General features: G+C 52.3%; 23 protein-coding genes. All 23 read left to right on the top strand.

Annotated elements, in window-relative coordinates:
* Nucleotides 1-8 precede the first annotated feature (8 nt).
* The 23 genes from hisC to DK870_RS13060 all read left to right on the top strand — a co-directional run bounded on the left by hisC (nucleotide 9) and on the right by DK870_RS13060 (nucleotide 24700).
* Complete coding sequence (hisC, locus tag DK870_RS12950; RefSeq protein ID WP_090366095.1) at nucleotides 9-1121, top strand: histidinol-phosphate transaminase; 1113 nt, start codon at nucleotides 9-11, stop codon at nucleotides 1119-1121.
* Between the two features lie 28 nt (nucleotides 1122-1149).
* Nucleotides 1150-3360 carry a bifunctional prephenate dehydrogenase/3-phosphoshikimate 1-carboxyvinyltransferase gene (locus DK870_RS12955; RefSeq protein ID WP_161548878.1) on the top strand — a complete coding sequence of 737 codons (2211 nt, stop codon included), beginning with the start codon at nucleotides 1150-1152 and terminating at the stop codon, nucleotides 3358-3360.
* Nucleotides 3357-4046 (top strand): (d)CMP kinase, encoded by a 690-nt coding sequence (cmk, locus tag DK870_RS12960; protein WP_003172653.1) that lies wholly within the window; start codon nucleotides 3357-3359, stop codon nucleotides 4044-4046. The genes DK870_RS12955 and cmk overlap by 4 nt, the downstream gene beginning before the upstream one ends.
* A 119-nt stretch (nucleotides 4047-4165) precedes the next feature.
* Entirely contained in the window at nucleotides 4166-5851 is a 1686-nt protein-coding gene (gene rpsA, locus DK870_RS12965; protein ID WP_090366094.1) for a 30S ribosomal protein S1, read from the top strand.
* A 161-nt stretch (nucleotides 5852-6012) separates the two neighbouring features.
* The gene (locus DK870_RS12970) at nucleotides 6013-6297 is read left to right on the top strand and encodes a hypothetical protein (RefSeq protein WP_060753211.1); all 285 of its coding nucleotides are present in this window, start codon (nucleotides 6013-6015) and stop codon (nucleotides 6295-6297) included.
* A 131-nt stretch (nucleotides 6298-6428) separates the two neighbouring features.
* Nucleotides 6429-6725, top strand: a complete 297-nt coding sequence (gene ihfB, locus DK870_RS12975) for an integration host factor subunit beta (RefSeq protein ID WP_003189779.1) — start codon at nucleotides 6429-6431, stop codon at nucleotides 6723-6725.
* Between the two features lie 25 nt (nucleotides 6726-6750).
* On the top strand, nucleotides 6751-6993 hold the full coding sequence (locus tag DK870_RS12980) for a lipopolysaccharide assembly protein LapA domain-containing protein (RefSeq protein WP_161548810.1): 243 nt from the start codon (nucleotides 6751-6753) through the stop codon (nucleotides 6991-6993).
* Nucleotides 6994-7418: 425 nt separating this feature from the next.
* Nucleotides 7419-8696, top strand: coding sequence for a Wzz/FepE/Etk N-terminal domain-containing protein (locus DK870_RS12985; RefSeq protein ID WP_161548811.1), 1278 nt, complete (start codon nucleotides 7419-7421; stop codon nucleotides 8694-8696).
* A gap of 267 nt (nucleotides 8697-8963) precedes the next feature.
* A complete protein-coding gene (locus DK870_RS12990; RefSeq protein WP_161548812.1) occupies nucleotides 8964-9536 on the top strand; it encodes an acyltransferase in 573 nt (190 codons plus the stop codon).
* Nucleotides 9520-10665: a dTDP-4-amino-4,6-dideoxygalactose transaminase gene (rffA, locus tag DK870_RS12995; RefSeq protein WP_104996218.1), complete on the top strand. Its 1146-nt coding sequence runs from the start codon at nucleotides 9520-9522 to the stop codon at nucleotides 10663-10665. Before DK870_RS12990 ends, rffA begins: the two co-directional genes overlap by 17 nt.
* Complete coding sequence (locus tag DK870_RS13000) at nucleotides 10649-11929, top strand: O-antigen translocase (RefSeq protein WP_234016618.1); 1281 nt, start codon at nucleotides 10649-10651, stop codon at nucleotides 11927-11929. Before rffA ends, DK870_RS13000 begins: the two co-directional genes overlap by 17 nt.
* On the top strand, nucleotides 11914-13044 hold the full coding sequence (locus DK870_RS13005; protein WP_161548813.1) for an EpsG family protein: 1131 nt from the start codon (nucleotides 11914-11916) through the stop codon (nucleotides 13042-13044). The genes DK870_RS13000 and DK870_RS13005 overlap by 16 nt, the downstream gene beginning before the upstream one ends.
* Nucleotides 13045-13059: 15 nt before the next feature.
* Entirely contained in the window at nucleotides 13060-14271 is a 1212-nt protein-coding gene (locus tag DK870_RS13010) for a glycosyltransferase family 4 protein (protein WP_104995871.1), read from the top strand.
* A gap of 1 nt (nucleotide 14272) precedes the next feature.
* Nucleotides 14273-15505, top strand: a complete 1233-nt coding sequence (locus tag DK870_RS13015; protein WP_178126868.1) for a glycosyltransferase family 4 protein — start codon at nucleotides 14273-14275, stop codon at nucleotides 15503-15505.
* A 9-nt stretch (nucleotides 15506-15514) separates the two neighbouring features.
* Nucleotides 15515-16372 carry an SDR family oxidoreductase gene (locus DK870_RS13020; RefSeq protein WP_104996222.1) on the top strand — a complete coding sequence of 286 codons (858 nt, stop codon included), beginning with the start codon at nucleotides 15515-15517 and terminating at the stop codon, nucleotides 16370-16372.
* 15 nt (nucleotides 16373-16387) lie between these two features.
* Nucleotides 16388-17398 carry a nucleoside-diphosphate sugar epimerase/dehydratase gene (locus DK870_RS13025; protein ID WP_104995872.1) on the top strand — a complete coding sequence of 337 codons (1011 nt, stop codon included), beginning with the start codon at nucleotides 16388-16390 and terminating at the stop codon, nucleotides 17396-17398.
* The gene (gene wecB / locus DK870_RS13030; RefSeq protein ID WP_161548814.1) at nucleotides 17391-18518 is read left to right on the top strand and encodes a non-hydrolyzing UDP-N-acetylglucosamine 2-epimerase; all 1128 of its coding nucleotides are present in this window, start codon (nucleotides 17391-17393) and stop codon (nucleotides 18516-18518) included. The genes DK870_RS13025 and wecB overlap by 8 nt, the downstream gene beginning before the upstream one ends.
* Before the next feature lie 14 nt (nucleotides 18519-18532).
* Nucleotides 18533-19492, top strand: coding sequence for an SDR family oxidoreductase (locus DK870_RS13035; RefSeq protein WP_161548815.1), 960 nt, complete (start codon nucleotides 18533-18535; stop codon nucleotides 19490-19492).
* Nucleotides 19489-20517 carry a glycosyltransferase family 4 protein gene (locus DK870_RS13040; protein ID WP_104995875.1) on the top strand — a complete coding sequence of 343 codons (1029 nt, stop codon included), beginning with the start codon at nucleotides 19489-19491 and terminating at the stop codon, nucleotides 20515-20517. The genes DK870_RS13035 and DK870_RS13040 overlap by 4 nt, the downstream gene beginning before the upstream one ends.
* A gap of 94 nt (nucleotides 20518-20611) precedes the next feature.
* Nucleotides 20612-22606: a nucleoside-diphosphate sugar epimerase/dehydratase gene (locus DK870_RS13045; RefSeq protein ID WP_104995876.1), complete on the top strand. Its 1995-nt coding sequence runs from the start codon at nucleotides 20612-20614 to the stop codon at nucleotides 22604-22606.
* A gap of 111 nt (nucleotides 22607-22717) precedes the next feature.
* Nucleotides 22718-23050: a helix-hairpin-helix domain-containing protein gene (locus DK870_RS13050; RefSeq protein ID WP_060753225.1), complete on the top strand. Its 333-nt coding sequence runs from the start codon at nucleotides 22718-22720 to the stop codon at nucleotides 23048-23050.
* Nucleotides 23051-23192: 142 nt separating this feature from the next.
* Nucleotides 23193-23837: a GntR family transcriptional regulator gene (locus tag DK870_RS13055; RefSeq protein ID WP_161548816.1), complete on the top strand. Its 645-nt coding sequence runs from the start codon at nucleotides 23193-23195 to the stop codon at nucleotides 23835-23837.
* Between the two features lie 14 nt (nucleotides 23838-23851).
* The gene (locus tag DK870_RS13060) at nucleotides 23852-24700 is read left to right on the top strand and encodes a DUF1989 domain-containing protein (protein ID WP_161548817.1); all 849 of its coding nucleotides are present in this window, start codon (nucleotides 23852-23854) and stop codon (nucleotides 24698-24700) included.
* The last annotated feature ends 5 nt before the right edge of the window (nucleotides 24701-24705 follow it).

Genomic DNA, 24705 nt, shown 5'->3' on the forward strand with positions numbered 1-24705 from the left:
GCTTTAACATGAGTGGCAACTTTCTCGCCCTGGCGCAGCCGGGCGTGCAACAACTGTCGCCTTACGTTCCGGGCAAGCCTGTGGACGAGTTGGCGCGTGAGTTGGATCTGGACCCCTCCAATATCGTCAAGCTGGCGAGTAACGAGAACCCATTGGGCCCAAGCCCTAAAGTGCTGGCGGCGATTCGTGAAGAGCTGGCCGAGCTGACGCGTTATCCCGACGGCAACGGCTTTGCCCTCAAGTCACTGTTGGCGCAAAAGTGCGGTGTCGAACTGAACCAGGTGACCCTGGGCAACGGTTCCAACGATATTCTTGAGCTGGTCGGCCGCGCTTACCTGGCTCCGGGCTTGAACGCCGTGTTCAGTGAGCATGCGTTTGCGGTCTATCCGATCGTCACTCAGGCGGTGGGCGCTGATGCGAGAGTGATTCCAGCCAAGGACTGGGGGCATGATCTGCCGGCCATGCTGGCGGCGATCGATGCGCAAACGCGTGTGGTGTTTATCGCCAACCCGAACAATCCGACCGGCACCTGGTTCGATGCCCAGGCGTTGGACGACTTCCTGCAAGATGTGCCTGCGCACGTGCTGGTGGTACTGGACGAGGCGTATATCGAGTACGCCGAAGGCAGCGACCTGCCGGACGGCCTGGATTTCCTGGCAGCCTATCCGAACCTGTTGGTTTCGCGCACGTTCTCCAAGGCTTACGGCCTGGCCTCGCTGCGGGTTGGCTACGGCCTGTCCACGGCGGTGGTTGCCGATGTGCTGAACCGCGTGCGCCAGCCGTTCAACGTCAACAGCCTCGCCCTGGCGGCGGCCTGTGCGGCGGTAAAGGATGTCGAGCACCTGGAAGAAGGCCGCCGCATCAACGAAAGCGGCATGCTGCAGTTGCAGGAAGGTTTCCGTGAGTTGGGCCTGGGCTGGATTCCATCCAAGGGCAACTTCATTTGCGTCGATCTGGCTCAGGTGGCCGCCCCGGTATTCCAGGGCTTGCTGCGCGAAGGCGTGATCGTGCGTCCGGTGGCCAACTACGGCATGCCGAACCATTTGCGTATCACCATCGGTTTGCCGGCTGAAAACAGCCGCTTCCTGGAGGCGTTGGCCAAGGTCCTGGCCCGTGGTTGATGTCACCGCATTGCAACCTGTTGTGCCTATGATCGGTCGCCTGGTGGTGGTTGGCCTGGGGTTGATCGGTGGCTCTTTCGCCAAGGGCCTGCGTGAAAGCGGGCTGTGCGGCGAAGTGGTCGGTGTGGACCTGGACCCGCAATCGCGCAAGCTGGCGGTTGAGCTGGGGGTGGTCGATCGCTGTGAGGCGGACCTGGCGCTCGCGTGCCAGGGCGCCGATGTGATCCAGCTCGCCGTGCCGATCCTGGCGATGGAGAAGTTGCTGGCGGTGCTCGCCGGTATGGATTTGGGGCAGGCGATCCTGACGGACGTCGGCAGTGCCAAGGGTAATGTGGTGCGCGCAGCGCAACTGGCCTTTGGCGGTATGCCGGCGCGCTTTGTGCCGGGCCATCCGATTGCCGGTTCCGAGCAGAGCGGGGTAGAGGCGTCCAATGCGCAGCTGTTCCGCCGGCACAAGGTGATCCTGACGCCGCTTGAGCAAACCGATCCGGCAGCCCTGGCTGTAGTCGATCGTCTTTGGCGCGAGTTGGGTGCGGATGTCGAACATATGCAGGTCGAGCGCCACGACGAAGTGCTGGCGGCAACCAGTCATTTGCCCCATCTGCTGGCTTTTGGCCTGGTGGATTCTTTGGCCAAGCGTAACGAGAACCTCGATATTTTCCGTTACGCCGCGGGTGGTTTCCGTGATTTCACGCGTATTGCCGGCAGTGACCCGGTGATGTGGCACGACATCTTCCTGGCCAACCGCGAAGCGGTGCTGCGCACCCTGGACACTTTCCGCAGTGATCTCGACGCCTTGCGCGACGCGGTTGATGCGGGGGATGGTCATCAATTATTGGGCGTGTTTACCCGCGCGCGGGTGGCGCGTGAGCATTTCAGCAAGATCCTGGCTCGCCGGGCTTACATGGATGCGGCTGTGAACACTGATGAGCTGACGTTTCGGGCCGACCCGGGCGGCCGCTTGAGCGGCAGTATCCGGGTGCCGGGCGACAAGTCGATTTCCCATCGGTCGATCATGCTGGGCTCATTGGCCGAAGGCGTGACGGAAGTCGAAGGTTTCCTTGAGGGCGAAGATGCCCTGGCGACCTTGCAGGCTTTTCGTGATATGGGCGTGGTCATTGAAGGGCCCCACCATGGGCGCGTGGCCATTCATGGTGTCGGCTTGCACGGGCTGAAGCCTGCGCCGGGGCCGATCTACCTGGGGAATTCGGGGACGTCGATGCGCCTGCTGTCCGGGCTGCTGGCGGCGCAAGGCTTCGACAGTGTGTTGACGGGTGACGCCTCCCTGTCGAAGCGCCCAATGAGTCGCGTGGCGACGCCGCTGCGGGAGATGGGCGCGGTGATCGAGACCGGGCCGCAAGGCTGTCCGCCGCTGACCATTCATGGTGGTCAGGTGCTCAAGGGCGTGGCCTATTCAATGCCAATGGCCAGTGCGCAGGTTAAGTCCTGCCTGTTGCTGGCAGGTCTGTATGCCGAGGGTCAGACTTCAGTGACCGAGCCGGCGCCAACCCGTGATCACACCGAGCGCATGCTGCGCGGTTTTGGCTATCCGGTGTCGGTGGCAGGGGCTACGGCATCGGTAGAGTCGGGCCATGCGCTGGTTGCAACCCGTATCGAAGTGCCGGGGGATATTTCCTCGGCGGCGTTTTTCCTGGTGGCGGCTTCGATTGCCGAGGGTTCCGAGCTGTTGCTGGAGCATGTCGGCGTCAATCCGACGCGTACCGGGGTGATCGATATCCTGCGGTTGATGGGGGCGGACATCACCCTGGAAAATCCGCGTGAAGTCGGTGGTGAACCGGTTGCTGACCTGCGTGTGCGTTCGGCTGCACTCAAGGGGATCGAGATTCCCGAGGCGTTGGTGCCGCTGGCTATCGATGAGTTTCCGGTGCTGTTTATCGCGGCGGCCTGCGCCGAAGGGCGAACCGTGTTGCGCGGTGCGCAGGAGCTGCGTGTGAAAGAGTCTGATCGCATTCAGGTCATGGCCGACGGTCTGCTTGCGCTGGGGGTGAAGTGTGAACCGACCCCCGATGGGATTATCATTGACGCAGGTTTGATGGGCGGTGGTGAAGTGCATGCCCAGGGTGATCATCGGATTGCCATGGCGTTCAGCGTGGCTTCCCTACGGGCGGCCGCACCGATTCGTATCCGTGACTGCGCCAACGTCGCTACATCTTTTCCGAATTTTCTTACATTGTGTGCCCAAGTCGGCATTCGTGTTGCCCAAGAGGCTCAATTGTGAATATCAAAGCACCGGTGATTACCATCGACGGGCCAAGTGGCTCGGGCAAAGGCACGATCGCTGGCATCCTGGCCAAGCGGCTGGGCTGGTGCCTGCTGGATTCCGGCGCGCTGTACCGCTTGCTGGCGTTTGCTGCACGCAACCATGGCGTCGACCTGACCAACGAAGAATCCCTGAAGCTGCTGGCGGCGCACCTTGATGTGCAGTTCGTCGGCGCGACGGAGGGGCATCCCCAGCGGATCATCCTGGAAGGGGATGATGTGACCGATGACCTGCGTAACGAGCAGGTAGGTTCCTGGGCCTCCCAAGTTGCCGCGTTGCCGGCAGTGCGTGATGCATTGCTCCAGCGCCAGCGGGCGTTTCAAGAGCCCCCGGGCCTGGTGGCCGATGGCCGTGACATGGGCACGGTAGTATTTCCCGAGGCGCCGCTGAAGATTTTCCTGACTGCCAGCGCCGAGGAGCGGGCTCGTCGGCGCTACTTGCAGTTGAAGGGAAAAGTCGATGGTGTTAGTCTGTCGAGTCTGCTAGATGAGATCCGTGCGCGCGATGAGCGTGATACCCAGCGTGCAGTAGCCCCGCTCAAGCCGGCGGCTGATGCAATACAGCTGGATTCCACGGAGTTGTCCATCGAGCAGGTGCTGGAACGCATCTTGAGTGAAATCGCCATTCGCGATATCGCCGGGTGACCAAGAAGGCTGCAGGGGACCAGTCATAGTCCTGTAGTGCTTCTTTTAATTGAAACTGACCCACACCGTCTGGGGTGTGGAGATGGGCGTATTCTTCGCCCTTATCAACAGGAATTAAAATGAGCGAAAGCTTTGCGGAACTCTTTGAAGAAAGCCTAAAAACCCTGAACCTTCAGGCAGGCTCCATCATCACCGGTGTTATCGTTGATATCGATTACCAAGCTCGCTGGGTAACCGTTCACGCTGGTCTGAAGTCTGAAGCTCTGATCCCGCTGGAACAGTTCTACAACGATGCTGGTGACCTGACTATCAAGGTCGGTGACGAAGTTCACGTTGCTCTGGACTCGGTTGAAGACGGTTTCGGTGAAACCAAGCTGTCCCGTGAAAAAGCCAAGCGCGCTGAATGCTGGATTGTTCTCGAAGCAGCCTTCGCAGCTGAAGAAGTGGTCAAGGGCGTTATCAACGGTAAGGTTAAAGGCGGCTTCACTGTCGACGTTAACGGCATCCGTGCGTTCCTGCCAGGTTCTTTGGTCGACGTTCGTCCAGTGCGCGACACCACGCACCTGGAAGGTAAAGAACTCGAATTCAAGGTCATCAAACTCGACCAGAAGCGCAACAACGTTGTCGTTTCCCGTCGCAGCGTCCTGGAAGCAGAGAACTCCGCCGAGCGTGAAGCTCTGCTGGAATCCCTGCAGGAAGGCCAGCAAGTCAAAGGTATCGTCAAGAACCTCACCGATTACGGCGCATTCGTCGATCTGGGTGGTGTCGATGGCCTGCTGCACATTACCGACATGGCTTGGAAGCGTATCAAGCATCCTTCCGAAATCGTCAACGTTGGCGACGAGATCGATGTCAAGGTTCTGAAGTACGATCGTGAGCGTAACCGCGTTTCCCTGGGCTTGAAGCAGCTGGGCGAAGATCCATGGGTTGCTATCAAAGCTCGTTACCCAGAAAGCACTCGCGTAACCGCGCGTGTAACCAACCTGACCGACTACGGCTGCTTCGCTGAGCTGGAAGAAGGCGTGGAAGGCCTGGTACACGTTTCCGAAATGGACTGGACCAACAAGAACATCCACCCTTCGAAAGTCGTACAAGTCGGCGACGAAGTGGAAGTTATGGTTCTGGACATCGACGAAGAGCGTCGTCGTATCTCCCTGGGCATCAAGCAGTGCAAATCTAACCCATGGGAAGATTTCTCTGGCCAGTTCAACAAGGGCGATAAAATCTCCGGCACCATCAAGTCGATCACCGATTTCGGTATCTTCATTGGTCTGGACGGCGGCATCGACGGCCTGGTTCACCTGTCCGACATCTCCTGGAACGAAGTGGGCGAAGAAGCTGTTCGTCGTTTCAAGAAGGGCGACGAGCTGGACACCGTTATCCTGTCGGTTGACCCAGAGCGCGAGCGCATCTCCCTGGGCATCAAGCAACTGGAAAGCGACCCGTTCTCTGAATACGTTCAGGACAACGACAAAGGCGCGATCGTTAAAGGCACTGTGAAAGAAGTTGACGCTAAAGGCGCCATCATCGTTCTGGCCGACGATATCGAAGCGACTCTGAAAGCCTCCGAAATCAGCCGTGACCGCGTTGAAGACGCGCGCAACGTTCTGAAAGAAGGCCAGGAAGTAGAAGCCAAGATCATCAGCGTTGACCGCAAGAGCCGCGTGATCCAGCTCTCCATCAAGTCGAAAGACGATGCTGAAGAGAAAGAAGCGATCCAGAACTTGAAAGCTGCTCCAGAAGCTGAAAGTACTGACACCACCATGGCGGCACTGCTGCGCCAGGCAATGGCTAAGCAGAACTAAGTTCTGTAAGGCTGTAGAAAAAGGGCGACTTCGGTCGCCCTTTTTTGTGCCTGAAATTCGTTGAATCAACAACAGGAAGTTGAGGTCTACAGCTCAGGATGGGAACTGGCTATAGTTTTCAGGAGTATGACTGTTCTGTTGTTTTTTCAATAAGGAATTAAATGAAGAGGCTGATCGTAGTGCTTGCGGTAGCGATGCTCGTGGGGTGTTCTGCCACCAGCGCCAAGACTCACGCCAAGCGCGGGGTGAGTGGCATAGAGATCGACTGCTCAGGGCTTGGTTCTGGCTGGGACAAGTGCGAAAAGCGCGCTGCGCGCGAGTGTAAGGCGCAAGGCTACAAGGTCGTCACTCGGTCCAGTGATGCCAAGGATGAAGAGGGCGACTACCTGTTTGGGTGGAACCCTGCCGGCGCGGTAACGCGTACCATGCTGGTCATCTGCAACTGAGGTCGTAAGGTGTTTTTGCAGGTGTCCGTCGTACCTGGAGATAAGTCACCGTATGGGCTGTTCAAATTCATCAAGTCATGCTAAAACCTTCGGAGCGCTTTTCCTAGCTGCTTGAAAAAGAAGGGAAAAATATGACGAAGTCGGAGTTGATCGAACGTATTGTCACCCATCAAGGGCTGCTCTCATCCAAGGATGTGGAGTTGGCCATCAAGACCATGCTTGAGCAAATGTCCCAGTGCCTGGCTACCGGAGATCGTATCGAGATCCGAGGCTTTGGCAGTTTCTCATTGCACTACCGTGCGCCGCGTGTTGGCCGTAACCCAAAGACCGGTCAGTCCGTCAGTCTCGACGGTAAGTTTGTTCCCCATTTCAAACCGGGCAAGGAATTGCGCGATCGGGTGAACGAAGAAGAGGAAGAAGGCGTCTGAGTCTTTTTGGGGTTAGGAGAAGGTTATGCGTGGGTTTAAGCGCGTTGTGCTGCTATTGGTTGTACTGGTTGCAGTCCTAGCTGTCTTGGGTTTTGTGCTGGAAAACCAGCAGGGTGTTTCTCTCTCATTCCTAGGCTGGGCAACTGTGCAGATGCCGGTAGCGGTATTTGTCGTGTTGGCATTGATTGCTGGGATGCTGATAGGGCCGCTATTGGGGGTTGTGGTTGGTGGTCGCCGACGTAAAGCGGTGCCTGCGGAGCGTGGCTAAGAGCGATTCTTTTGCTTTTATGCGTTCGGCATGTCGGGCTTAGGCGCCGTCTGTCAGAAAATCTTCTTCATGCATTTTGATTGTCGCGCGGTCTCGTGATTTTGCCGGGCTGGTAGGTTGCTAGTCGGGTCGCGATATTGTGCGCTTGTCTCCTCGCTTGATGTCTCTCTTTGCTCCGGGCCTAGTTTTCCTACAAGCTTATGAACTGTATCTCTCGCCAGTCAGGAATCATCCTACGGCTCTGTCAAGACTTGTAATATGTCAGGGAGATGGCAGAATGGAATCTGTTCTCGATAACGGGCATTTTGTGCGCTCAAAATTTGGCAGAGACGCCGGGTTTTGACGGTCATATAACTAAAATAATAAATACATAAAATTGTCTGCATAACGAGCCCGCAGTTTCTCTTTGAAGGCAGGTTTTTGTTGTGAGTAGTAGTTTTCGCGCGCCCTCGCTTTATCCCTCTGACGAAATAAATCTCGTCGCGCTTTTTCAGACTGTCAAGCAGCAAAAAAAGCTTATTGTCTTGGTGACTTCTGGCTTCGTGCTTCTTGCTGCCGCCTACGCCTTTTTAGCGACTCCGGAGTATCAAGTCAGCAGCGTGCTAAGGCCGGTTGCAATCAACGAGTTGGATGCATTGAATCGCTCAGAGGTCTACAAGCTCCCTCCAGGCGAAGCGCTGGCCAAGCTGGGAGCGTCCCTGGAGTCATATGAGACTCGTTTGGGGTTCTTTAGGGAAAATCAACCGCTGTTCAGTGAATTTGAGCGCCCAGGGCGTACGCTTGAGCAGAGCTTCGAGGAGTTCAATCGAGACTCGATAAACTTGATTTTGCCTGATCCAAAAAAAGCGGATTCTTTAAGTGCTTATATCCGGCTTGAAATGAATTATCCGAAAGGCGTTGATGGTGTAACTATCCTCAATAACTTTGTGCAATACGCTATACAAAGTGAGAGAAAACAGATAGCGGCTGATTTGAATGTTATTGTTAAAAACCGTCTAAATGAGATTTCTGGAAAGTTTAATGCTGCTCGCGCCAGTTATGAAACCAATAAGGAAGCCAAGATAGCTTCATTGCTCGAGGCGGATAATATTAAGCGTGCGCGGTTGCAGGATGAACTTAAAGCGTTGCGCGCTCAACTCAAGACACTGCGCGTCGATCGCATCGCACAATTGAACGAAGCGATTGGTATTGCCCGATCATTGGGGATTGTTAAGCCAACCACACCTTCTTCGCTTGGTGATGTAGCCCGGACTGGCTCAAGCAGCGTAATGCGCACAGAGATCAATAATCAGCAGATACCGCTCTATTTTATGGGCGTGGATGCACTTGAAGCTGAACGCCGTGCGCTTGCTCAACGAGGTTCCGACGATTTTTCCGAAGCTCGTATAGCTCAAATTGCCAAAGAGTTGCAGTTGCTTCAGTCCAACCGAGAAGTCGAGGTGCTGAAGAGTCGTGAGAATGAAGATATTTTTCTCGCTGATGTCGAACCGCTGCGCGCCGAAATGGCTCGTTTGCGCAATCTGAACATTGATATGGATAATCTCAAGCTGGTCTCTATAGACCGTGCCGCACTGGAGCCTTTGAGTGCATACAAACCCAAAAAAGCTTTTATCATTGGTGGCGGTTTGATAGCAGGCTTGGTGTTAAGTATAGCCTTGGCCCTATTCCGTTCTGTCTTGCGGGTGAGGACGGAAATTAAGTAGTGCGTGCGCGGTCAAAACCACCCCATGCAGCATGAGCGGAAATCCGGCTATGATGGGAGGCTGCGATTTTCTGGCTGGCACTGGCCATTTGGCCGTGCCTTTTTGACGGTGACTGAAGCGGCGTGAGCGCTTGGTGATTATGCTATTGCCTTTGCGTAAAAATGTCTAAAATCGCCATCAGATTTCAGAAGGCCGAACAGCGCTATGGGGCGTTGCGGTAAGGTCACTGAAGAAATCCTGGCCGTGTGGGCTACTTGTAGGGAATTTATGGCATATTTATCAAACGATCAGTTAGCTAAAATGGGGTTTAAGAGCCTCGGCAAAGAGGTCAAGATCAGCGATCGTGCCAGTATTTATAACGCTGATGAAATGGAAATTGGCGACTTTTCTAGGATTGATGACTTTTGTGTTATCTCTGGGAAAGTAAAGCTTGGCAAGTTTAATCATATAACCCCAATGTGCCTTATCGCCGGTGGAACACCCGGTGTTTTTTTGGATGATTTTTGCACGCTGGCATATGGCGTTAAAGTGTTTTCTCAGTCTGATGACTACAGTGGGGAAACGCTGACCAATTCCCTCGTTCCCAAAAAATACAAGAAAGAAGTGTTTTCGGCAGTTCATCTGCACAAGCATGTCATCGTAGGTGCTGGAGCCGTTATATTTCCAGGCGTAGACGTGGCCGAAGGTTGTGCCATCGGAGCGATGGCGCTCCTGACTAAAAGCACAGATGCCTGGGGTATCTATGCTGGTATCCCTGCGAAAAGGGTCAAAGAACGAAAGAAAGATTTACTTCAATTAGAAAAAGAATTTAACGGTGAGCATGATGAAAATTCCATTTAATAAACCGCCTTATACAGGTAATGAAGATCAATACGTGACCCAGGCGATGCGCAGCGCCAAAATGTCGGGCGATGGTGATTTTACCGTTAGTTGCCAGCGCTGGTTTGAGGAAACGTTTTCCTGTGAAAAGGCGCTCCTGACCCCTTCATGCACCCAAGCGCTCGAAATGGCCGCTATCTTAATTGATATTCAGCCGGGCGATGAAGTCATCATGCCTAGCTTTACTTTTGTCAGTACGGCGAATGCATTCGTATTGCGCGGGGCAAAGATTGTATTTGTCGATATTCGTCCAGATACGATGAATATTGATGAAACCCTGATCGAAGCTGCGATTACTGAAAATACCAAGGCGATCGTACCCGTTCATTATGCTGGCATTGCATGTGAAATGGATGTGATCATGGACATTGCGCAGCGCCACGGCCTGTTTGTCGTGGAGGACGCCGCACAGGGCATGATGTCCACTTATAAAGGTCGTAAGTTGGGCACTATAGGCCATTTGGCGGCCTATAGTTTTCATGAAACAAAAAACTATACGAGTGGCGGTGAAGGAGGATTGTTGCTGATCAATGACAAGCGTTTCATTGGTCGCGCTGAGATTATCCGCGAAAAAGGCACCAATCGTAGCCAGTTTTTTAGAGGCATGATTGATAAATATACTTGGGTTGATATTGGTAGTAGTTATCTTCCAGGCGAGTTACAGGCGGCCTATCTGTTTGGTCAACTTGAACGTGCCGATGTAATCAATGACTTCAGATTAAGTGTTTGGCAGCGGTATAACGCTTCGTTGTCGGGGTTAGTGGCAGAAGGTTTGATTGAGACACCGACGACGCCAAGTGACTGTGTCGGTAATGCCCATATGTTTTACATTAAAGTAAAAAATATCAAGGCTCGCACAGCCTGTATTAAACACTTAAATGCAGCTGGGGTCGGTGCAGTATTCCACTATGTACCTCTGCACAGCGCTCCAGCAGGCGTCGTATTGGGGCGGTTTGCTGGTGAAGATCGTTTTACTACCCAGGAAAGTGAGCGCCTGATTCGTTTGCCTATCTGGTACGGCATGTCAGATGCCGAAGTGCAGCACGTAATTGACTCCGTAATAGGAGCCGTTGATGCCGCCGGCCGGTAAATTAAACAACGCAGGTAGTGGCATGTTGGCCGGCGCTTTTTTTACGAGCGCCGCCCAAGCATCTAAAATACTTGTTGGGTTTTGCATACTCAAGCTGATTGCTTTTTACCTGGGTGCAGATGGCTTGGGTAAATTGGGTCATTTCATGAGTCTGGTATCGATTGCCGTCCTATTGGCCGGCGGCGGAATTAGCCATGGTGTGATTAAGTACGTTGCGGAGTTCAAGAATAATCGATTCAAATTGGATCGATTGTTTTCGACATCGGTTTTTTATGCCGCAGGTTTTTGTGTTGTTTCGTTATTGCTGTTAGGAGTATTTTCGGAAAGGATATCTGCATTTGTTTTTGGAGAGGCTGAATATTATTGGGTGGTTTTACTGCTTGCGTTTTCTCAGCTATTTTTTGCATTTAATATTTTGTTTTCCGGCTTTTTCAACGGTCTGGGAAAGTTAAAAGTTAATGCAATTGTTCAAGTCGTTTCCAATCTACTTGCACTTCCCGTCATCTGGTGGTTGATTTACGCATTTGGCTTACCCGGCGCCGCTATCGCCATGTTGGCAATATTTTCCATACCTGTGCTTATTTCCCCGATTTTTCTAAGGGGATTACCACTGGTGAGGATGCTCAAATGGCGCAGGTTCGACATGCCCCTCGCCAAGAGTTTTTCCAAGTTCGGGCTGATGCTACTGGTCAGCGCAGTGATGTTCCCGGTCGTGGAAATTGTCATCAGGGAGTCGCTTATCACGCAGGTAGGTTATTCTGAAGCGGGGATTTGGCAAGGCAGCATAAAATTATCGAGCGCGTATATCGGTTTTTTCAGCGTCTTCCTGGCTTCTTATTTCATGCCCATGATTTCGGCCATTCAGGACAAGGGGCTCATCACTACCCACGTTGTGAAATTCATGCTGCTGGTGATGGCAGTATTTTTGGCGGGAGGGAGCGTCTTGTACTTCGGACGTCACTTTTTTATTCCGCTGTTGCTGTCTTCTGAATTCCACGATCTGGAAAACTTCATCATATTTCAATTAATCGGTGATTTTTTTAAGGTGGCCGCTTATGTCGTCGGTTTTGTTGCTGTTGCGAAAGCGGCGACAAAGTTGTACATCCTGTCTGAGGTAGTACAGGCACTTCTATTTGTCGGGTTGACATTTTCTGTGGGGAGAGATGTAGGTGGCGTCCACGGCGTCATGTATTCCTATATGCTGGCCTATATTATTTTCTTTGTGATTTCCATCGTTGGCTTTGTTTATTGGGCGCGCAGATAATGGGGTTGGAATTTGTACTCCCGTTGTACCTCGTATTTGGATTCTTAGTAATCGTTGCGGCGTTTGACGTGCTTAGTGATCGGCGCCTGCCGTCTGTGGTCATATCAGTCCTGATGGGGGCCCCCCTGATACTGTTAGCGACGTTGAGAGCAGCAGGTGTGGGGAGCGATGACCTCGCTTACTTGCAGATGGCGAATGAAATTCCGTCGTTATTGGATTGTAAAAATATTTACTGTGATTACAGCTACTCGACATTTAATGTCGAGTTTGGCTTTTTCATGTTTCTCTCGTTGTTGGCGGTGATTGGAAAAAACTCGTTTGTCTTGTTTGGGTTCAGTTCGCTGTTTGCGGTAGTGCTCAATATAAGAAGTATACGGTACTTTTCTCCTTATTTCGCTTTGGGTGTTTTGGTCTATTTTACACATTTTTATCTTGCAAAAGAATTGAATGCAATACGCTTGGGTATTGCCTCCGGATTGCTATTTTTAGCAGCGATGTATTTGCATAGACAACGTTACATGAAGCTGGCATTTTATGTTATTGCTGCCACTTTGGTGCACGTTTCATCGGTATTTTTCATTATCCCCCTTTCGCTTTATAAGATGAAGCCAAAAAGGATTTTGTACTTGTTCGTCAGTGTCATACTTGTCTTGATGGCAATGCTGATTGACTTTAAATCAGTGCTGCGCCAAGCGGCACTGTTTGGGTTTGTAGGCGAAAAAATTGAACTTTATCTTAATGCTGACATGTACAGTTACGCGTTGCCGTTGTTTGATATGGTTAATATAAAAAATTTATTAATCATATTGCTTTCGCTGATATGTTGGCGAAAGTTGGAGGTGCGCTATCCCACCTTTAATCTGGTTTTCTGCATGTTTTATTGTGCTGCTTTCTTTCGGATTGTGCTGGGTGATTTCGCCATTTTGGCCGGGCGTGGGTATGCAAGCATATCGATGTTTGAATATGTTTTGCTTCCAATGATTGCTGTTCATCTGCTCGGCAGGAAGCTCGGATTTTTGGCGGTTTGTCTTTATGCTTTTGGAACGTTGTACCTGAACTTGAGTACTAACTCGGGCTGGACGGGCGGGTCTGAAGTGTTTTTTGATTTTCTATGATTTTCTGGTGAGTTTATGAAGAACATTTTGTTTGTGATGGGCGGGTTGGCCATTGGTGGGGTTGAGACCTACGTTGTCCGGCTGGCGAAGTATCTCAGTCTGGCGGGACATAAGGTCACCGTGACGCTGCTCTCAAACAAGAGTGACGCCGGTCTGTTCGAGGAACTATCTCGCTACGCGACCGTCAATGTCGTGGAACACGTGCCTTTCTTTTCGGCATCAAGTTGGATTAACGCACTTATTCCTGCAAAAAAAGATCAGGCCCATTATGACATTGTGCATGTGGTAGATATTTTAACGTTGGCATATGTTTTTCTTAATAAGTCACGTCTTCGTTTTACAGCATTAAGTATTGGTATTTACCATTCCAAAGAAATTTGCTGGTGGCGTGGGCGAGATATCTATTTCAGAAGGAAGATGCTAGAGCTCTATGATCGCAATGTGGAGTTGACGCTGTTTCCGAACGAAAGGACCGCTGAGATGGCGTCTGCATTTGCCAATGTCGAAGTGAGCAATTTAGATATTCTGCCACTGGGTATTTCCTTTGAGAGCTATGCCAATCGACGTCCGCTGCAGTCTTCTCTGCGGATTGTTTCAGTAGGCCGTCTGGTTGATTTTAAGGTCTATAACAAACATGTGATTTCACAGCTGGCCGAGCTGCGCAAACAGGCCGATTTTGAGTACTTTATTTATGGTGATGGCCCTGAGCGAGCGGCTCTTGAGTCTTTGGCGCAGGCGTGTGGTGTCGGTAAATATGTGCATTTCAAAGGGGAGGTGGAGTATGCAGAGCTTCCCTCTATCCTCGAGGGCGCTTTTTGTTTCGTTGGCTCAGGCACAACAATCATTGAAGCGTCGGCCGCCGGTATTCCTTCTGTAGTGGGTATTGAATCCATAGAGGAGCCATTGACCTGCGGATTGTTTTCGGATGTTTCTGGCTACTCGTACAATGAAGCGACGGCTACAACTGTACGGGTGGGCATTCTAGATACTATTGCCATGTTGCAGGCTCTAAATCCAGAGCAGTACTTGGAAGTCTCTAACCAACATCGCGTAAAGGCAAAATCATTTGATATCGTCGAAACGTCGGATAAGTTTGTTGAGCTGTCAAGTCGTAAGCCGTCATTTGATATGAAAATGAATCGTTGGGTTGCAATGTTTTCGTTTTTTAAGTCGGTGGTCGTACAGGGCCCGCGTGGGCTGAAATCCAGATTTGATAGTGTGAATTGATATGTCTTTGAATATTGCGATTGTGACTCAGTATTTTTATCCTGAGAGCTTTATTATCAATGATATTGTCGAGGAGTTGGCGGCGTTAGGTCATGACGTGGAAGTTTTCACGGGGCAGCCGAACTATCCGGAGGGTGAAACCTACGAAGGTTATGATCAAAATGCGTGCAGTGAGCATCTGTATAGGGATTCGATAAAGGTTCATCGGGCCCCGTTGAGGCCAAGAAAGGCCGGAGGCGCCAAGAACTTGGTGCTCAATTATCTGTCGTTCGTGACCAATGGGATCAGGTTCTTCCCCAAAAAAAATGCCGGCAAGCAGTTTGATGCAATCATAGTATTCGCCGTTTCACCCATTACTGCGGCCATTCCAGCGATTGTCCTGAAGCGATCCAGTGGCGCCCACTTGATGGTGTGGGTGCAAGACCTATGGCCGGAAACCCTTAAGGCCACTGGATTCATTAAAAATCCTTTCTTGCTCAAGATCGTGGGGCTTCTTGTACGTTTTATTTATGCGCAGACTGATACCATCCTGGTTCAGTCCGAAGCCTTCGTCTCCTCGGCATCAAAGTATGCCGCTAAAGACAAGATTGTTTACTACCCCAATTCTTACCGTGTTCCATCGGTCGATGTGGAAGCGACGGACCGACTACCGCTTGAAATCAACCAATTATTATCATCCAATTTCTGTGTGGTTTTCGCTGGTAACCTGGGCTTCGCTCAGTCTTTGGAAACCATTATTGATGCTGCCAAAGCTTTAGGCCATTTGGATTGCAAAATAGTCGTGGTGGGTAGTGGCAGTCGGCTTGAGTGGATGCGTGAGCAGAAACGCCAACATCACTTGGACAATCTGGAGCTGGTGGGGCGGCTACCATCGTCATTGATGCCCGAGTTGTTTTCCAAGAGCGAAGCATTGCTGGTCACGCTCAAGCGCGACGAAATATTCACTTTGACTATACCCAGCAAGGTCCAGGCGTATATGGCGGCCGGTAAGCCTATTCTGGCTGCGTTGGATGGTGAAGGCGCTAGAGTCGTCGCTCAGGCGGGAGCAGGGCTTTGTTCGCCGGCTGAGGACGCTGCCGCGCTGGCTAGGAATATAGAGATGCTGCATGCGGCAGCTCCGGAAAAAAGAGCCGCTTATGGGGCGGCAGGCTTTAGTTTTTTCTGTAATAATTACGAGATGAAGAACCAGTGCCGTCGGTTGGTCCAAATTATTAAAGAACGTGCGAACTCTTAGAGATTAATGATGAAGATATTAGTGCTTGGCGTGACGGGGATGTTAGGGAGTGCTGTATTCAAGTACATTGCCAATCACACCGAACATAGTGTGTTCGGCACTATGCGTGGAAAAGGAGGGGCGAAGCACTTTGAAGAGAAGCATAGAGATCACTTCTATTCTGATATAGACGTTCTTGATTATGAATCATTAGTCGGTGTGTTCGAGAAAAATCGCCCGGACGTTGTCATAAACTGTGTAGGCCTGATCAAGCAGTTGGCTCAAGCCAAAGATCCGCTGTCAACGTTGCCATTGAATTCGATGTTGCCGCATCGATTGTCAAAACTATGCAAGTTGACGGGTGCTCGTCTCGTTCATATTAGTACCGATTGCGTATTTACCGGTGCCAAAGGTATGTATGTTGAGTCGGATCCGTCCGATGCGGAAGACTTGTATGGCAAATCTAAGTTTATCGGTGAGCTGCATGATGAAGAGCATGCGATTACTTTGCGAACCTCTATTATTGGTCACGAGCTGGCCAGTTGCTCCTCTCTGGTTGATTGGTTCCTATCTCAGGAAGGGGCAGTGAAAGGCTTCACGAAAGCGATTTTCTCCGGCGTACCCACCGCAGAGCTGGCGCGCATCATTGTTGATTTTGTGTTGCCTCACAAGGAATTGTTCGGGCTTTACCATGTGTCCGTTGCACCTATTGACAAGTTCACCTTGCTGAATGAAATCGCCAAAGTCTATGAGAAGAATATTGACATCGTAGCTGATGAACAATTGGTTATTGACCGCTCTCTGGATTCGACACGTTTTCGTGAAGCAGTCGGTTATGTGCCACCGGCCTGGCCGGATCTTATTAAGTTTATGCGCGCTCAGCGATAATTTAGGAGTTTTTTGATGTTTGATAATAAAGTTTTAATGATTACCGGTGGTACTGGCTCTTTCGGTAATACGGTTTTGAAGCGTTTTCTTGATACGAACGTAAAAGAAATTCGCGTATTTAGCCGTGACGAAAAAAAACAAGAAGACATGCGCATTGCGCTCGGTAATGACAAGGTAAAGTTTTATATTGGCGACGTACGTGATTACAACAGTATTTCCCAAGCTATGGTTGGGGTGAATTACATTTTCCATGCCGCCGCACTCAAGCAGGTTCCCTCGTGCGAGTTCTACCCGATGGAGGCCGTCAAAACCAACGTGCTGGGTACCGAGAACGTTTTGAACGCGGCGATTGCCAATAATGTGGAACGTGTTGTGGTCTTGAGCACCGACAAAGCGGTTTACCCAATCAACGCAATGGGCATTTCCAAGGCGATGGCGGAGAAGTTGGTAGTCGCCAAGTCCCGCATGATTCCGAAGGCCGGCCCGGTCATTTGCTCCACACGCTACGGTAACGTTATGGCGTCCCGTGGTTCTGTCATTCCATTGTTCATCAATCAGCTCAAGCAGGGCGGTGAACTGACCGTTACCGACCCTAATATGACGCGTTTCCTGATGTCCCTGGAAGACTCGGTCGATTTGGTGCTGCATGCATTCGAGCACGCTGAGCAAGGCGATATTTTCGTTCAGAAAGCCCCGGCTTCCACGGTAGAAGTTCTGGCTCAGGCATTGAAAGAACTCTTCAACCGCTTGAACTCAATTAAAGTCATCGGCACTCGCCACGGCGAGAAACTGTATGAGTCTTTGATTTCTCGTGAAGAAATGGCCAAAGCTGAAGATATGGGCCGTTACTATCGTATCCCGGCGGATAATCGCGACCTCAACTACGAGAAGTATTTCGTTGAAGGCGAAACCGAGATCTCCGAATTGGACGACTATACCTCCCACAACACCGAACGTCTCGACGTGGAAGGTGTTAAAAAGCTGTTGCTCAAGCTGGACTTCATTCAGGAGCAACTCAATGCTTAAGGTTATGACCCTGGTAGGAACTCGCCCGGAACTCATCAAGATGAGCCGAGTGATTGCAGAGTTGGATAAGCAGACTAATCATATTTTGGTCCACTCTGGTCAAAACTATGATTTTGAGCTCAATCAGGTATTTTTTGATGACCTGGAGATTCGCAAACCGGACTATTTTCTAGGCGCCGTCGGTGAGACCGCTGCCCAGACCATCGCACAGGTCATTGAGAAGTCCGATGAGCTTTTTGAGAAGGAAAAGCCGGACGCTCTGTTACTTTACGGTGATACCAACACCTGTTTGGCGGTTATCGCCGCTAAGCGTAGAAAGATTCCAGTGTTTCACATGGAAGCCGGTAATCGTTGCTTTGACCAGCGCGTGCCCGAGGAACTGAACCGCAAGGTATTGGATCACTTGAGCGATATCAACATGGTGCTGACCGAGCACGCTCGTCGGTACCTGCTTGATGAAGGCGTACGCCCGGAAACCATTATCAAGACGGGTTCCCACATGGAAGAAGTCTTGAACCATTACATGCCTAAGATCGAAGCCTCGGACGTGTTGGCGCGAGAAGGGCTGGAAACGGGGCGTTATTTCATTGTCAGCACGCACCGTGAGGAAAACGTTGATACCCCAGAGAACCTTCGCGACTTGCTGGGTTCCCTGAAGGCTTTGGCTGACCAATATCAATACCCGGTGATCGTGTCTACGCATCCACGTACGCGCAAGCGTCTCGAGGCGTTGGGTGAGTCGCTTGATCATCCATTGATTCGTTTCGTCAAGCCGTTCGGCTTGCTGGACTACATCAAGTTGCAGATGGGCGCTTACTGCATTCTTTCTGACAGCGGCACAATCACTGAAGAAGCTTCTCTTCTGAATCTGCCGGCCGTCACGATCCGTAACGCCCATGAGCGTCCGGAAGGTATGGACGAGGGTACGCTGATCATGTGTGGTTTGAAAACCGAGCGCGTTCTCAACGCTGTTCGTGTGGTGACATCACAACATGTACGCGGCGAGCGCAATATTGCGGTGGTCGATGATTACCTCGGCGGCGCCGTGTCCAAGAAAGTCGTACGAATCGTGCACAGTTATACCGATTACATTAACCGCACCGTTTGGTCGAAGTCATAAGCAAGGAGCTTTGTGTGCAGATATTTGTGACTGGAGCATCGGGATTTGTTGGTGGTCGGTTGGTTCGAGTTTTAGCCGCTCGCACTGATATTCGAGTCACTGTAGCTGTAAGAGGGGCGAATTTTACTTGCCCTGAAGCAGAGCAGGTCGTCCGGTTCGACGACCTTTCGACCGCGAGCTTTTCATCCGAACTCAATGGTATTGATACCGTGGTGCATTGCGCGGCTCGCGTACATGTCATGAACGACCAGGAAGCTGACCCGCTGGAGGCTTTTCGTCGTGCGAATGTGGAAGGTACTCTAAACCTTGCACGTCAGGCTGCTGCAGCGGGCGTAAAGCGGTTTGTGTTTCTCAGTTCGATCAAGGTCAATGGCGAAAGCACTGCACCGGGTGCACCTTTTACAGCCGACCAAGCGGGTAATCCGTCAGACCCTTACGGTGTTTCGAAGATGGAAGCTGAGCAAGGGTTGCGTCAGTTGGCCTCGACCACTGGAATGGAGGTCGTGATTATTCGCCCCGTACTGGTCTATGGGCCAGGTGTGAAAGCTAACTTTCGCAGCATGATGCGTTGGCTGCATAAAGGTGTGCCATTGCCTTTTGGCGCTATTCATAACGCCCGCAGTCTGGTTGCCTTGGATAACCTGGTCGATTTGATCATCACTTGCGTCAGTCACCCGGCTGCGGCTAATCAGACGTTTATGGTCAGTGATGGTGAAGATTTATCAACCACCACATTACTGCGCAAAATGGCATCTGCGTTGGGTAAGCCGGCGCGTCTTCTTCCTGTGCCCGCTGTACTGTTAAGCGTAGGGGCGAACATGCTGGGTAAGCGTAGTTTGTCACAGCGCTTGTGTGGTTCATTGCAGGTCGATATCGCCAAGACACGTTCCGTCTTGGGATGGATGCCTCCACTGTCGGTAAATGAGGCGTTGAAGGTCACTGCGTCGGATTTCATGGAAAATGAAAAGAAATGAGTTACTGGTGGATTGTTCCTGCTGTTGCGTTGGTCTCATTTGTGATGACCGCTGTCATCCGTCGATACGCGCTTTCGCGAAGCATCATTGATATCCCGAATGCGCGCAGCTCGCACTCGGTACCCACGCCTCGAGGCGGTGGGGTAGCGATTGTGCTTGCCTTCCTTGCTGTTATTCCGCTGCTGGCATGGCTTGGGCTGGTATCTACGGACTCGTTGGTTGCAGTAGGGGGGGCCGGAGCCCTGGTTGCAGTGCTGGGCTTCATGGACGATCACGGGCATATCGCTGCTCGTTGGCGTTTGGTTGGCCATTTTTCCGCAGCCATTTGGGCATTGTTCTGGCTCAACGGGCTCGCTCCGCTGAGCGTTTTTGGATGGACTCTGGAGCTCGGTATAGTCGGTAGCGTACTGGCTGCTGTGTATATGGTGTGGATGCTCAACCTCTATAATTTCATGGACGGAATCGATGGTATCGCCAGTGTTGAGGCAATGTGCGCATGTCTGGGAGCCTGCTTGCTTTATACGATGAGCGGACATCAGGATATGATCTGGTTGCCCTTGCTATTGGCTGCTGCGGTGGGAGCGTTTCTGCTCTGGAATTTCCCACCCGCAAAAATATTCATGGGTGATGCCGGAAGTGGATTTTTGGGTGTCATCTTAGCCTGCTTCTCCATCCAGGCTGCGTGGACTCAATCGTCATTCTTCTGGGCCTGGTTGATATTGCTGGGGGTATTTGTGGTCGATGCAACCTTCACTTTGGTACGGCGCTTATTGCGCGGTGATAAGGTTTACGAAGCTCATCGCAGCCATGCTTACCAATTTGCTTCGCGTAAATTCGGCAAACATCTGCCTGTGACTTTGGCAGTGGCGGCCATCAATGTATTCTGGCTTTTGCCCATATCCATGGGTGTTGTTTTATACGGTTTGGATGGCGCCTGGGGGCTGGTTCTCGGCTATCTACCGCTGGTTGCTCTGGCGATAAAATTTCATGCTGGCGAGCTTGAGAAGCCGAGTGTTGGCAAATAAGTAGTATCTGCAGCCAGACTGGACGTTATGACGACTCCATATTTGGCGCTGCGAGCACAAGGCATTGGAGTGTATAGAGGTGTTTGAAGAGGCTATGGATAAGTTACGGGCGTATTTGGTCGCGCTACCTAGACGAAAAAAACGACTGATTCAGATTGGTACTGATGTATTTTTGGTTTGGTTAGCCTTGTGGCTCGCGTTCGTCGTACGCCTGGGCGTTGACGAACTGGTTAATCCGGTTCGTGTGCACCTCTGGCTGTTCATTGCCGCTCCTATTGTCGGAATCCCTCTGTTCGTACGCTTCGGTATGTATCGAGCGGTGATGCGTTACTTCGGTAACGATGCACTTATCGCGATTATTAAAGCGGTCAGCCTGTCGTCACTGATTCTCGGTGTGGTCGTCTACTGGTACAGCAACCACCAGAACGTGGTTCCACGTTCCATAATTTTCAACTATTGGTGGTTGAGCCTCATTATGGTTGGTGGCCTGCGCCTGGCAATGCGTCAGTATTTTCTGGGTGACTGGTTTGCCGCGTCACAGCATGTCCCGTTCACCAGTCGTGACGATGGCCTGTCGCGTGTTGCCATCTATGGTGCTGGTGCTGCGGGGAACCAATTGGTTGCTGCTTTGCGTATGGGCAGAGTGATGCGTCCAGTCGCCTTTATCGACGATGACGTCAGTATTACTGATCGCGTTATCTCCGGGCTGCAAGTCTATAAGCCAAAGCACATCCAGCGAATGATCGACGCCACTGGCGCTCAAGAAATCCTGCTCGCAATCCCTTCATCGAACCGTGGACGCCGTCGCGAAATCCTGGGGTTCCTCGAAGGCTTTCCTCTCCACGTACGAAGCGTTCCAGGTTTCATGGACCTCGCCAGCGGCCGTGTAAAGGTGGATGACATCCAGGAAGTCGACATTGCCGACCTGTTAGGGCGTGACGCGGTGCCTGCACAAGGCGAATTGCTGGAGCGCTGCATTAAAGGAAAAAGTGTCCTTGTGACCGGCGCGGGTGGGTCGATCGGATCCGAGCTATGCCGACAAATCCTGGCTTTGCGACCGACTACATTGCTGCTGTTCGAACACAGCGAATTCAACCTCTACAGCATCCTTTCGGAACTGGAGCAGCGAATCACCCGTGAGTCGCTCCCGGTGAAGCTATTGCCGATCCTGGGCTCTGTGCGCAATCAGTCTAAACTGCTTGATGTGATGAAAACCTGGCACGTCGATACGGTCTATCATGCCGCCGCCTACAAGCATGTGCCCATGGTTGAACACAACATCGCCGAGGGGGTGTTGAACAATGTGATCGGCACATTGAATACCGCCCAGGCTGCATTGCAGGCGGGAGTGGAGAACTTTGTTCTGATCTCGACGGACAAGGCAGTTCGTCCTACCAATGTCATGGGCAGTACCAAACGCTTGGCTGAGTTGACTTTGCAAGCCCTGAGTCGCGAATTGGCACCCGTACTGTTCGGTGACAAATCAAATGTCTCGCGGGTCAATAAAACTCGTTTTACCATGGTGCGTTTTGGCAATGTGCTGGGTTCTTCGGGCTCGGTGATTCCGCTCTTCCACAAGCAGATCAAGTCGGGTGGCCCGCTCACGGTGACCCACCCCAAGATCACCCGTTACTTCATGACTATCCCTGAGGCCGCGCAGTTGGTGATTCAGGCAGGCTCTATGGGTCTTGGTGGTGATGTATTTGTGCTGGACATGGGGGAACCGGTAAAAATCGTCGAGCTCGCGGAGAAGATGATTCACCTGTCTGGCCTGAGTGTTCGCTCAGACAAGAACCCGCACGGCGATATAGCCATCGAGTTTTCCGGCTTGCGGCCTGGTGAAAAACTTTACGAAGAGTTGCTGATCGGTGACAACGTGGTCGCCACCCAGCACCCGATGATCATGAGCGCCAACGAAGACCATCTCGCTTGGGACGTACTCAAAGGGAAGCTGAGCGAGCTGCTTGCCGCCGTGGATGAGGACGATTACACCCGAGTCCGCCAGTTACTGCGCGACACCGTCAGCGGCTACTCTCCCGACGGCGAAATTGTCGACTGGATCTACCAGCAGCGTCGCCTCGAGCCCTGAGCTAACACCCTGTTACTCACTCACTTTTGACTCTCTCCTAACATCACCTAAGTTAGAAAAGCAGCTTCGGAAAAGCTGCTTTTCTCTTACCGATGTCATGGAGCGTCACCAATGCAAAACGCGTACATCTCTTCCCTTATCTTCGCCTTCCTCACCAGCTTCTCAGTCGCTACCATCGCGGCTCCATCCGCCAAGCCGGAAGCTCCGGCCGCCGTTGCGGCGCAGAAGGTCCAGGTCGAGCAATCCGCCAAGGTCAACCTTAACGCCGCTGACGCCGAAACCCTGCGTCGCGATCTGTTTGGTATCGGAGCGGCCAAAGCCAAGGCGATCATCGCCTATCGTGAAAGCAACGGCCCCTTCACGGCGGTAGATGAGTTGTTGGAAGTGAAGGGCATCGGCAAGGCGTTGCTGGAGAAAAATCGCGACAGGCTGATCATCAATTGAATATGTGAAAAAGCGCCCAGGAGGCCGGTCATTGACCGGCCTTTTCTGCATCTGAAACCTTATCGGCAGGATGTCCCAACAACCTTGGCATGAAAAGTGATTACCTCTGTTCCCGGCATTGTTCAACAATCCTGAGGTAACGATGACTCTCAATTTGTCCCTGGCTGACCAGATCGCCCTCGAATTACGTGCCGATATCATCGGCGGGCGTTTGCTGCCAGGTATGGCGCTGGTCGAAGGTGACCTGGTCAAGGGATACAACGCTTCGCGCAATACCATCCGCGAAGCGCTGCATCGTCTAGGGCAGGAAGGGCTGACGCGCTATATACGCAACAAAGGTGTGATGGTCCGGCGCTTGGAAAGGGAGGAGGTGCGCGACCTGTTCGTCGTACGCCGCACTCTGGAGCTGCAGGCTATTGCCCAGAGCGGCGCGCTGACGACTGATCAGGCCGCACACATGCAAAACGCGATTGAGGCAACCAGCCTCGCCCGTGAGCGTGAGGATTGGCGAGCAGTGGCCACTCACAGCCTGCTGTTCCATCAGCAGATTGTCAGGTTGATGCGCAGCCCGTTGTTCGATGAGTTTTTCGCCCAGGTGATTGCCCAACTGCGGTTGGTGTTCTGTGCCGCCCCTGATGAGCAGCGTTTCCAGTCGCCCTGGCTGGAGCGCGACCGCGAGATTTACCAGTTACTGATCCAGGAAGATAAATTGGCGGCAGGGGAGGCGATGAGCCTTTACCTGGACGATTCCGAACGCCTTTCCCTTGCCTTGTTTGATCACCCTTGAAGGAGGGTTGCCCCATGTACAAAGACTACCCAGCTGCTTACCAAGTCAGCAAAGGCTCTGCGCTGCAAGTCGATACGGCGTTCTATGAGCGTATTCGTGACCGGGCCGGCCAGCGTACGCTGATCGAACAGTTCGAGGTGCCAATTCGGACGGGGAGGGCGTGGAAGGTGCCGGCCGGGCATGTGTTCCGTGTCACTACGCCGGTGGGCCCGCAGGTGGGTGACTTCAACGTGTGGAACGCCAATGACCCGCGCGAACGTCTGTGGGCGGCACGCACGAGACAATTGCAAGGCGCCCATGTCAGCACCCACGACCGGTTATGGTCCAACCTGCCATTTTTAAGACCTTTGGTAACGATCACCGATGACAGTCTGGCCAGCTATGGCATCGATGAACATGGCGGTCGTTTGCATGATCTGCTGGGCACGCGGTGCGATCCGTATGTGAACCGCATGCTGACAGGCGAGGACTTCCATCATCATTGCCACTCCAACCTCACGCGTGCGGTATTGCCCCACGGCCTGACGGAATTCGATGTGCATGACGTGCTGAATATCTTCCAGTGCACCGGGCTCAATCATGACGATATGTACTTCATGAAGGCCTGTCCGGCGCAGAAGGGCGATTACCTGGAGTTCTTCGCCGAGATCGATCTGCTGTGCGCATTGTCGACTTGCCCTGGCGGAGATCTCTCGCTGCCGATGTGGGGGCCGGACGCGCAGGACCCGTTGACGGTGTGCCGTCCGCTGGGGGTCGAAATCTACCGATTGGAGGATGAGTTGTTGGACGGCTGGACGCAGCCTGAGCGTGCTGCCTACAGGGGGCAGCACGGTTTGCACATTGCCAAGGCGGCCTGGGAGTAAACCGG

This window comes from Pseudomonas sp. Q1 (assembly GCF_009935975.1).
Lineage (GTDB): Bacteria > Pseudomonadota > Gammaproteobacteria > Pseudomonadales > Pseudomonadaceae > Aquipseudomonas > Aquipseudomonas palleroniana.

What these genes read in the sequence shown, in the direction of transcription:
- hisC (WP_090366095.1), top strand. Translation starts at nt 9, where the DNA reads ATGAGTGGCAACTTTCTCGCCCTGGCGCAGCCGGGCGTGCAACAACTG.
- DK870_RS12955 (WP_161548878.1), top strand. Translation starts at nt 1,150, where the DNA reads ATGATCGGTCGCCTGGTGGTGGTTGGCCTGGGGTTGATCGGTGGCTCT.
- rpsA (WP_090366094.1), top strand. Translation starts at nt 4,166, where the DNA reads ATGAGCGAAAGCTTTGCGGAACTCTTTGAAGAAAGCCTAAAAACCCTG.
- DK870_RS12970 (WP_060753211.1), top strand. Translation starts at nt 6,013, where the DNA reads ATGAAGAGGCTGATCGTAGTGCTTGCGGTAGCGATGCTCGTGGGGTGT.
- ihfB (WP_003189779.1), top strand. Translation starts at nt 6,429, where the DNA reads ATGACGAAGTCGGAGTTGATCGAACGTATTGTCACCCATCAAGGGCTG.
- DK870_RS12980 (WP_161548810.1), top strand. Translation starts at nt 6,751, where the DNA reads ATGCGTGGGTTTAAGCGCGTTGTGCTGCTATTGGTTGTACTGGTTGCA.
- DK870_RS12990 (WP_161548812.1), top strand. Translation starts at nt 8,964, where the DNA reads ATGGCATATTTATCAAACGATCAGTTAGCTAAAATGGGGTTTAAGAGC.
- rffA (WP_104996218.1), top strand. Translation starts at nt 9,520, where the DNA reads ATGAAAATTCCATTTAATAAACCGCCTTATACAGGTAATGAAGATCAA.
- DK870_RS13000 (WP_234016618.1), top strand. Translation starts at nt 10,649, where the DNA reads ATGCCGCCGGCCGGTAAATTAAACAACGCAGGTAGTGGCATGTTGGCC.
- DK870_RS13010 (WP_104995871.1), top strand. Translation starts at nt 13,060, where the DNA reads ATGAAGAACATTTTGTTTGTGATGGGCGGGTTGGCCATTGGTGGGGTT.
- DK870_RS13015 (WP_178126868.1), top strand. Translation starts at nt 14,273, where the DNA reads ATGTCTTTGAATATTGCGATTGTGACTCAGTATTTTTATCCTGAGAGC.
- DK870_RS13020 (WP_104996222.1), top strand. Translation starts at nt 15,515, where the DNA reads ATGAAGATATTAGTGCTTGGCGTGACGGGGATGTTAGGGAGTGCTGTA.
- DK870_RS13025 (WP_104995872.1), top strand. Translation starts at nt 16,388, where the DNA reads ATGTTTGATAATAAAGTTTTAATGATTACCGGTGGTACTGGCTCTTTC.
- wecB (WP_161548814.1), top strand. Translation starts at nt 17,391, where the DNA reads ATGCTTAAGGTTATGACCCTGGTAGGAACTCGCCCGGAACTCATCAAG.
- DK870_RS13040 (WP_104995875.1), top strand. Translation starts at nt 19,489, where the DNA reads ATGAGTTACTGGTGGATTGTTCCTGCTGTTGCGTTGGTCTCATTTGTG.
- DK870_RS13045 (WP_104995876.1), top strand. Translation starts at nt 20,612, where the DNA reads ATGGATAAGTTACGGGCGTATTTGGTCGCGCTACCTAGACGAAAAAAA.
- DK870_RS13050 (WP_060753225.1), top strand. Translation starts at nt 22,718, where the DNA reads ATGCAAAACGCGTACATCTCTTCCCTTATCTTCGCCTTCCTCACCAGC.
- DK870_RS13055 (WP_161548816.1), top strand. Translation starts at nt 23,193, where the DNA reads ATGACTCTCAATTTGTCCCTGGCTGACCAGATCGCCCTCGAATTACGT.
- DK870_RS13060 (WP_161548817.1), top strand. Translation starts at nt 23,852, where the DNA reads ATGTACAAAGACTACCCAGCTGCTTACCAAGTCAGCAAAGGCTCTGCG.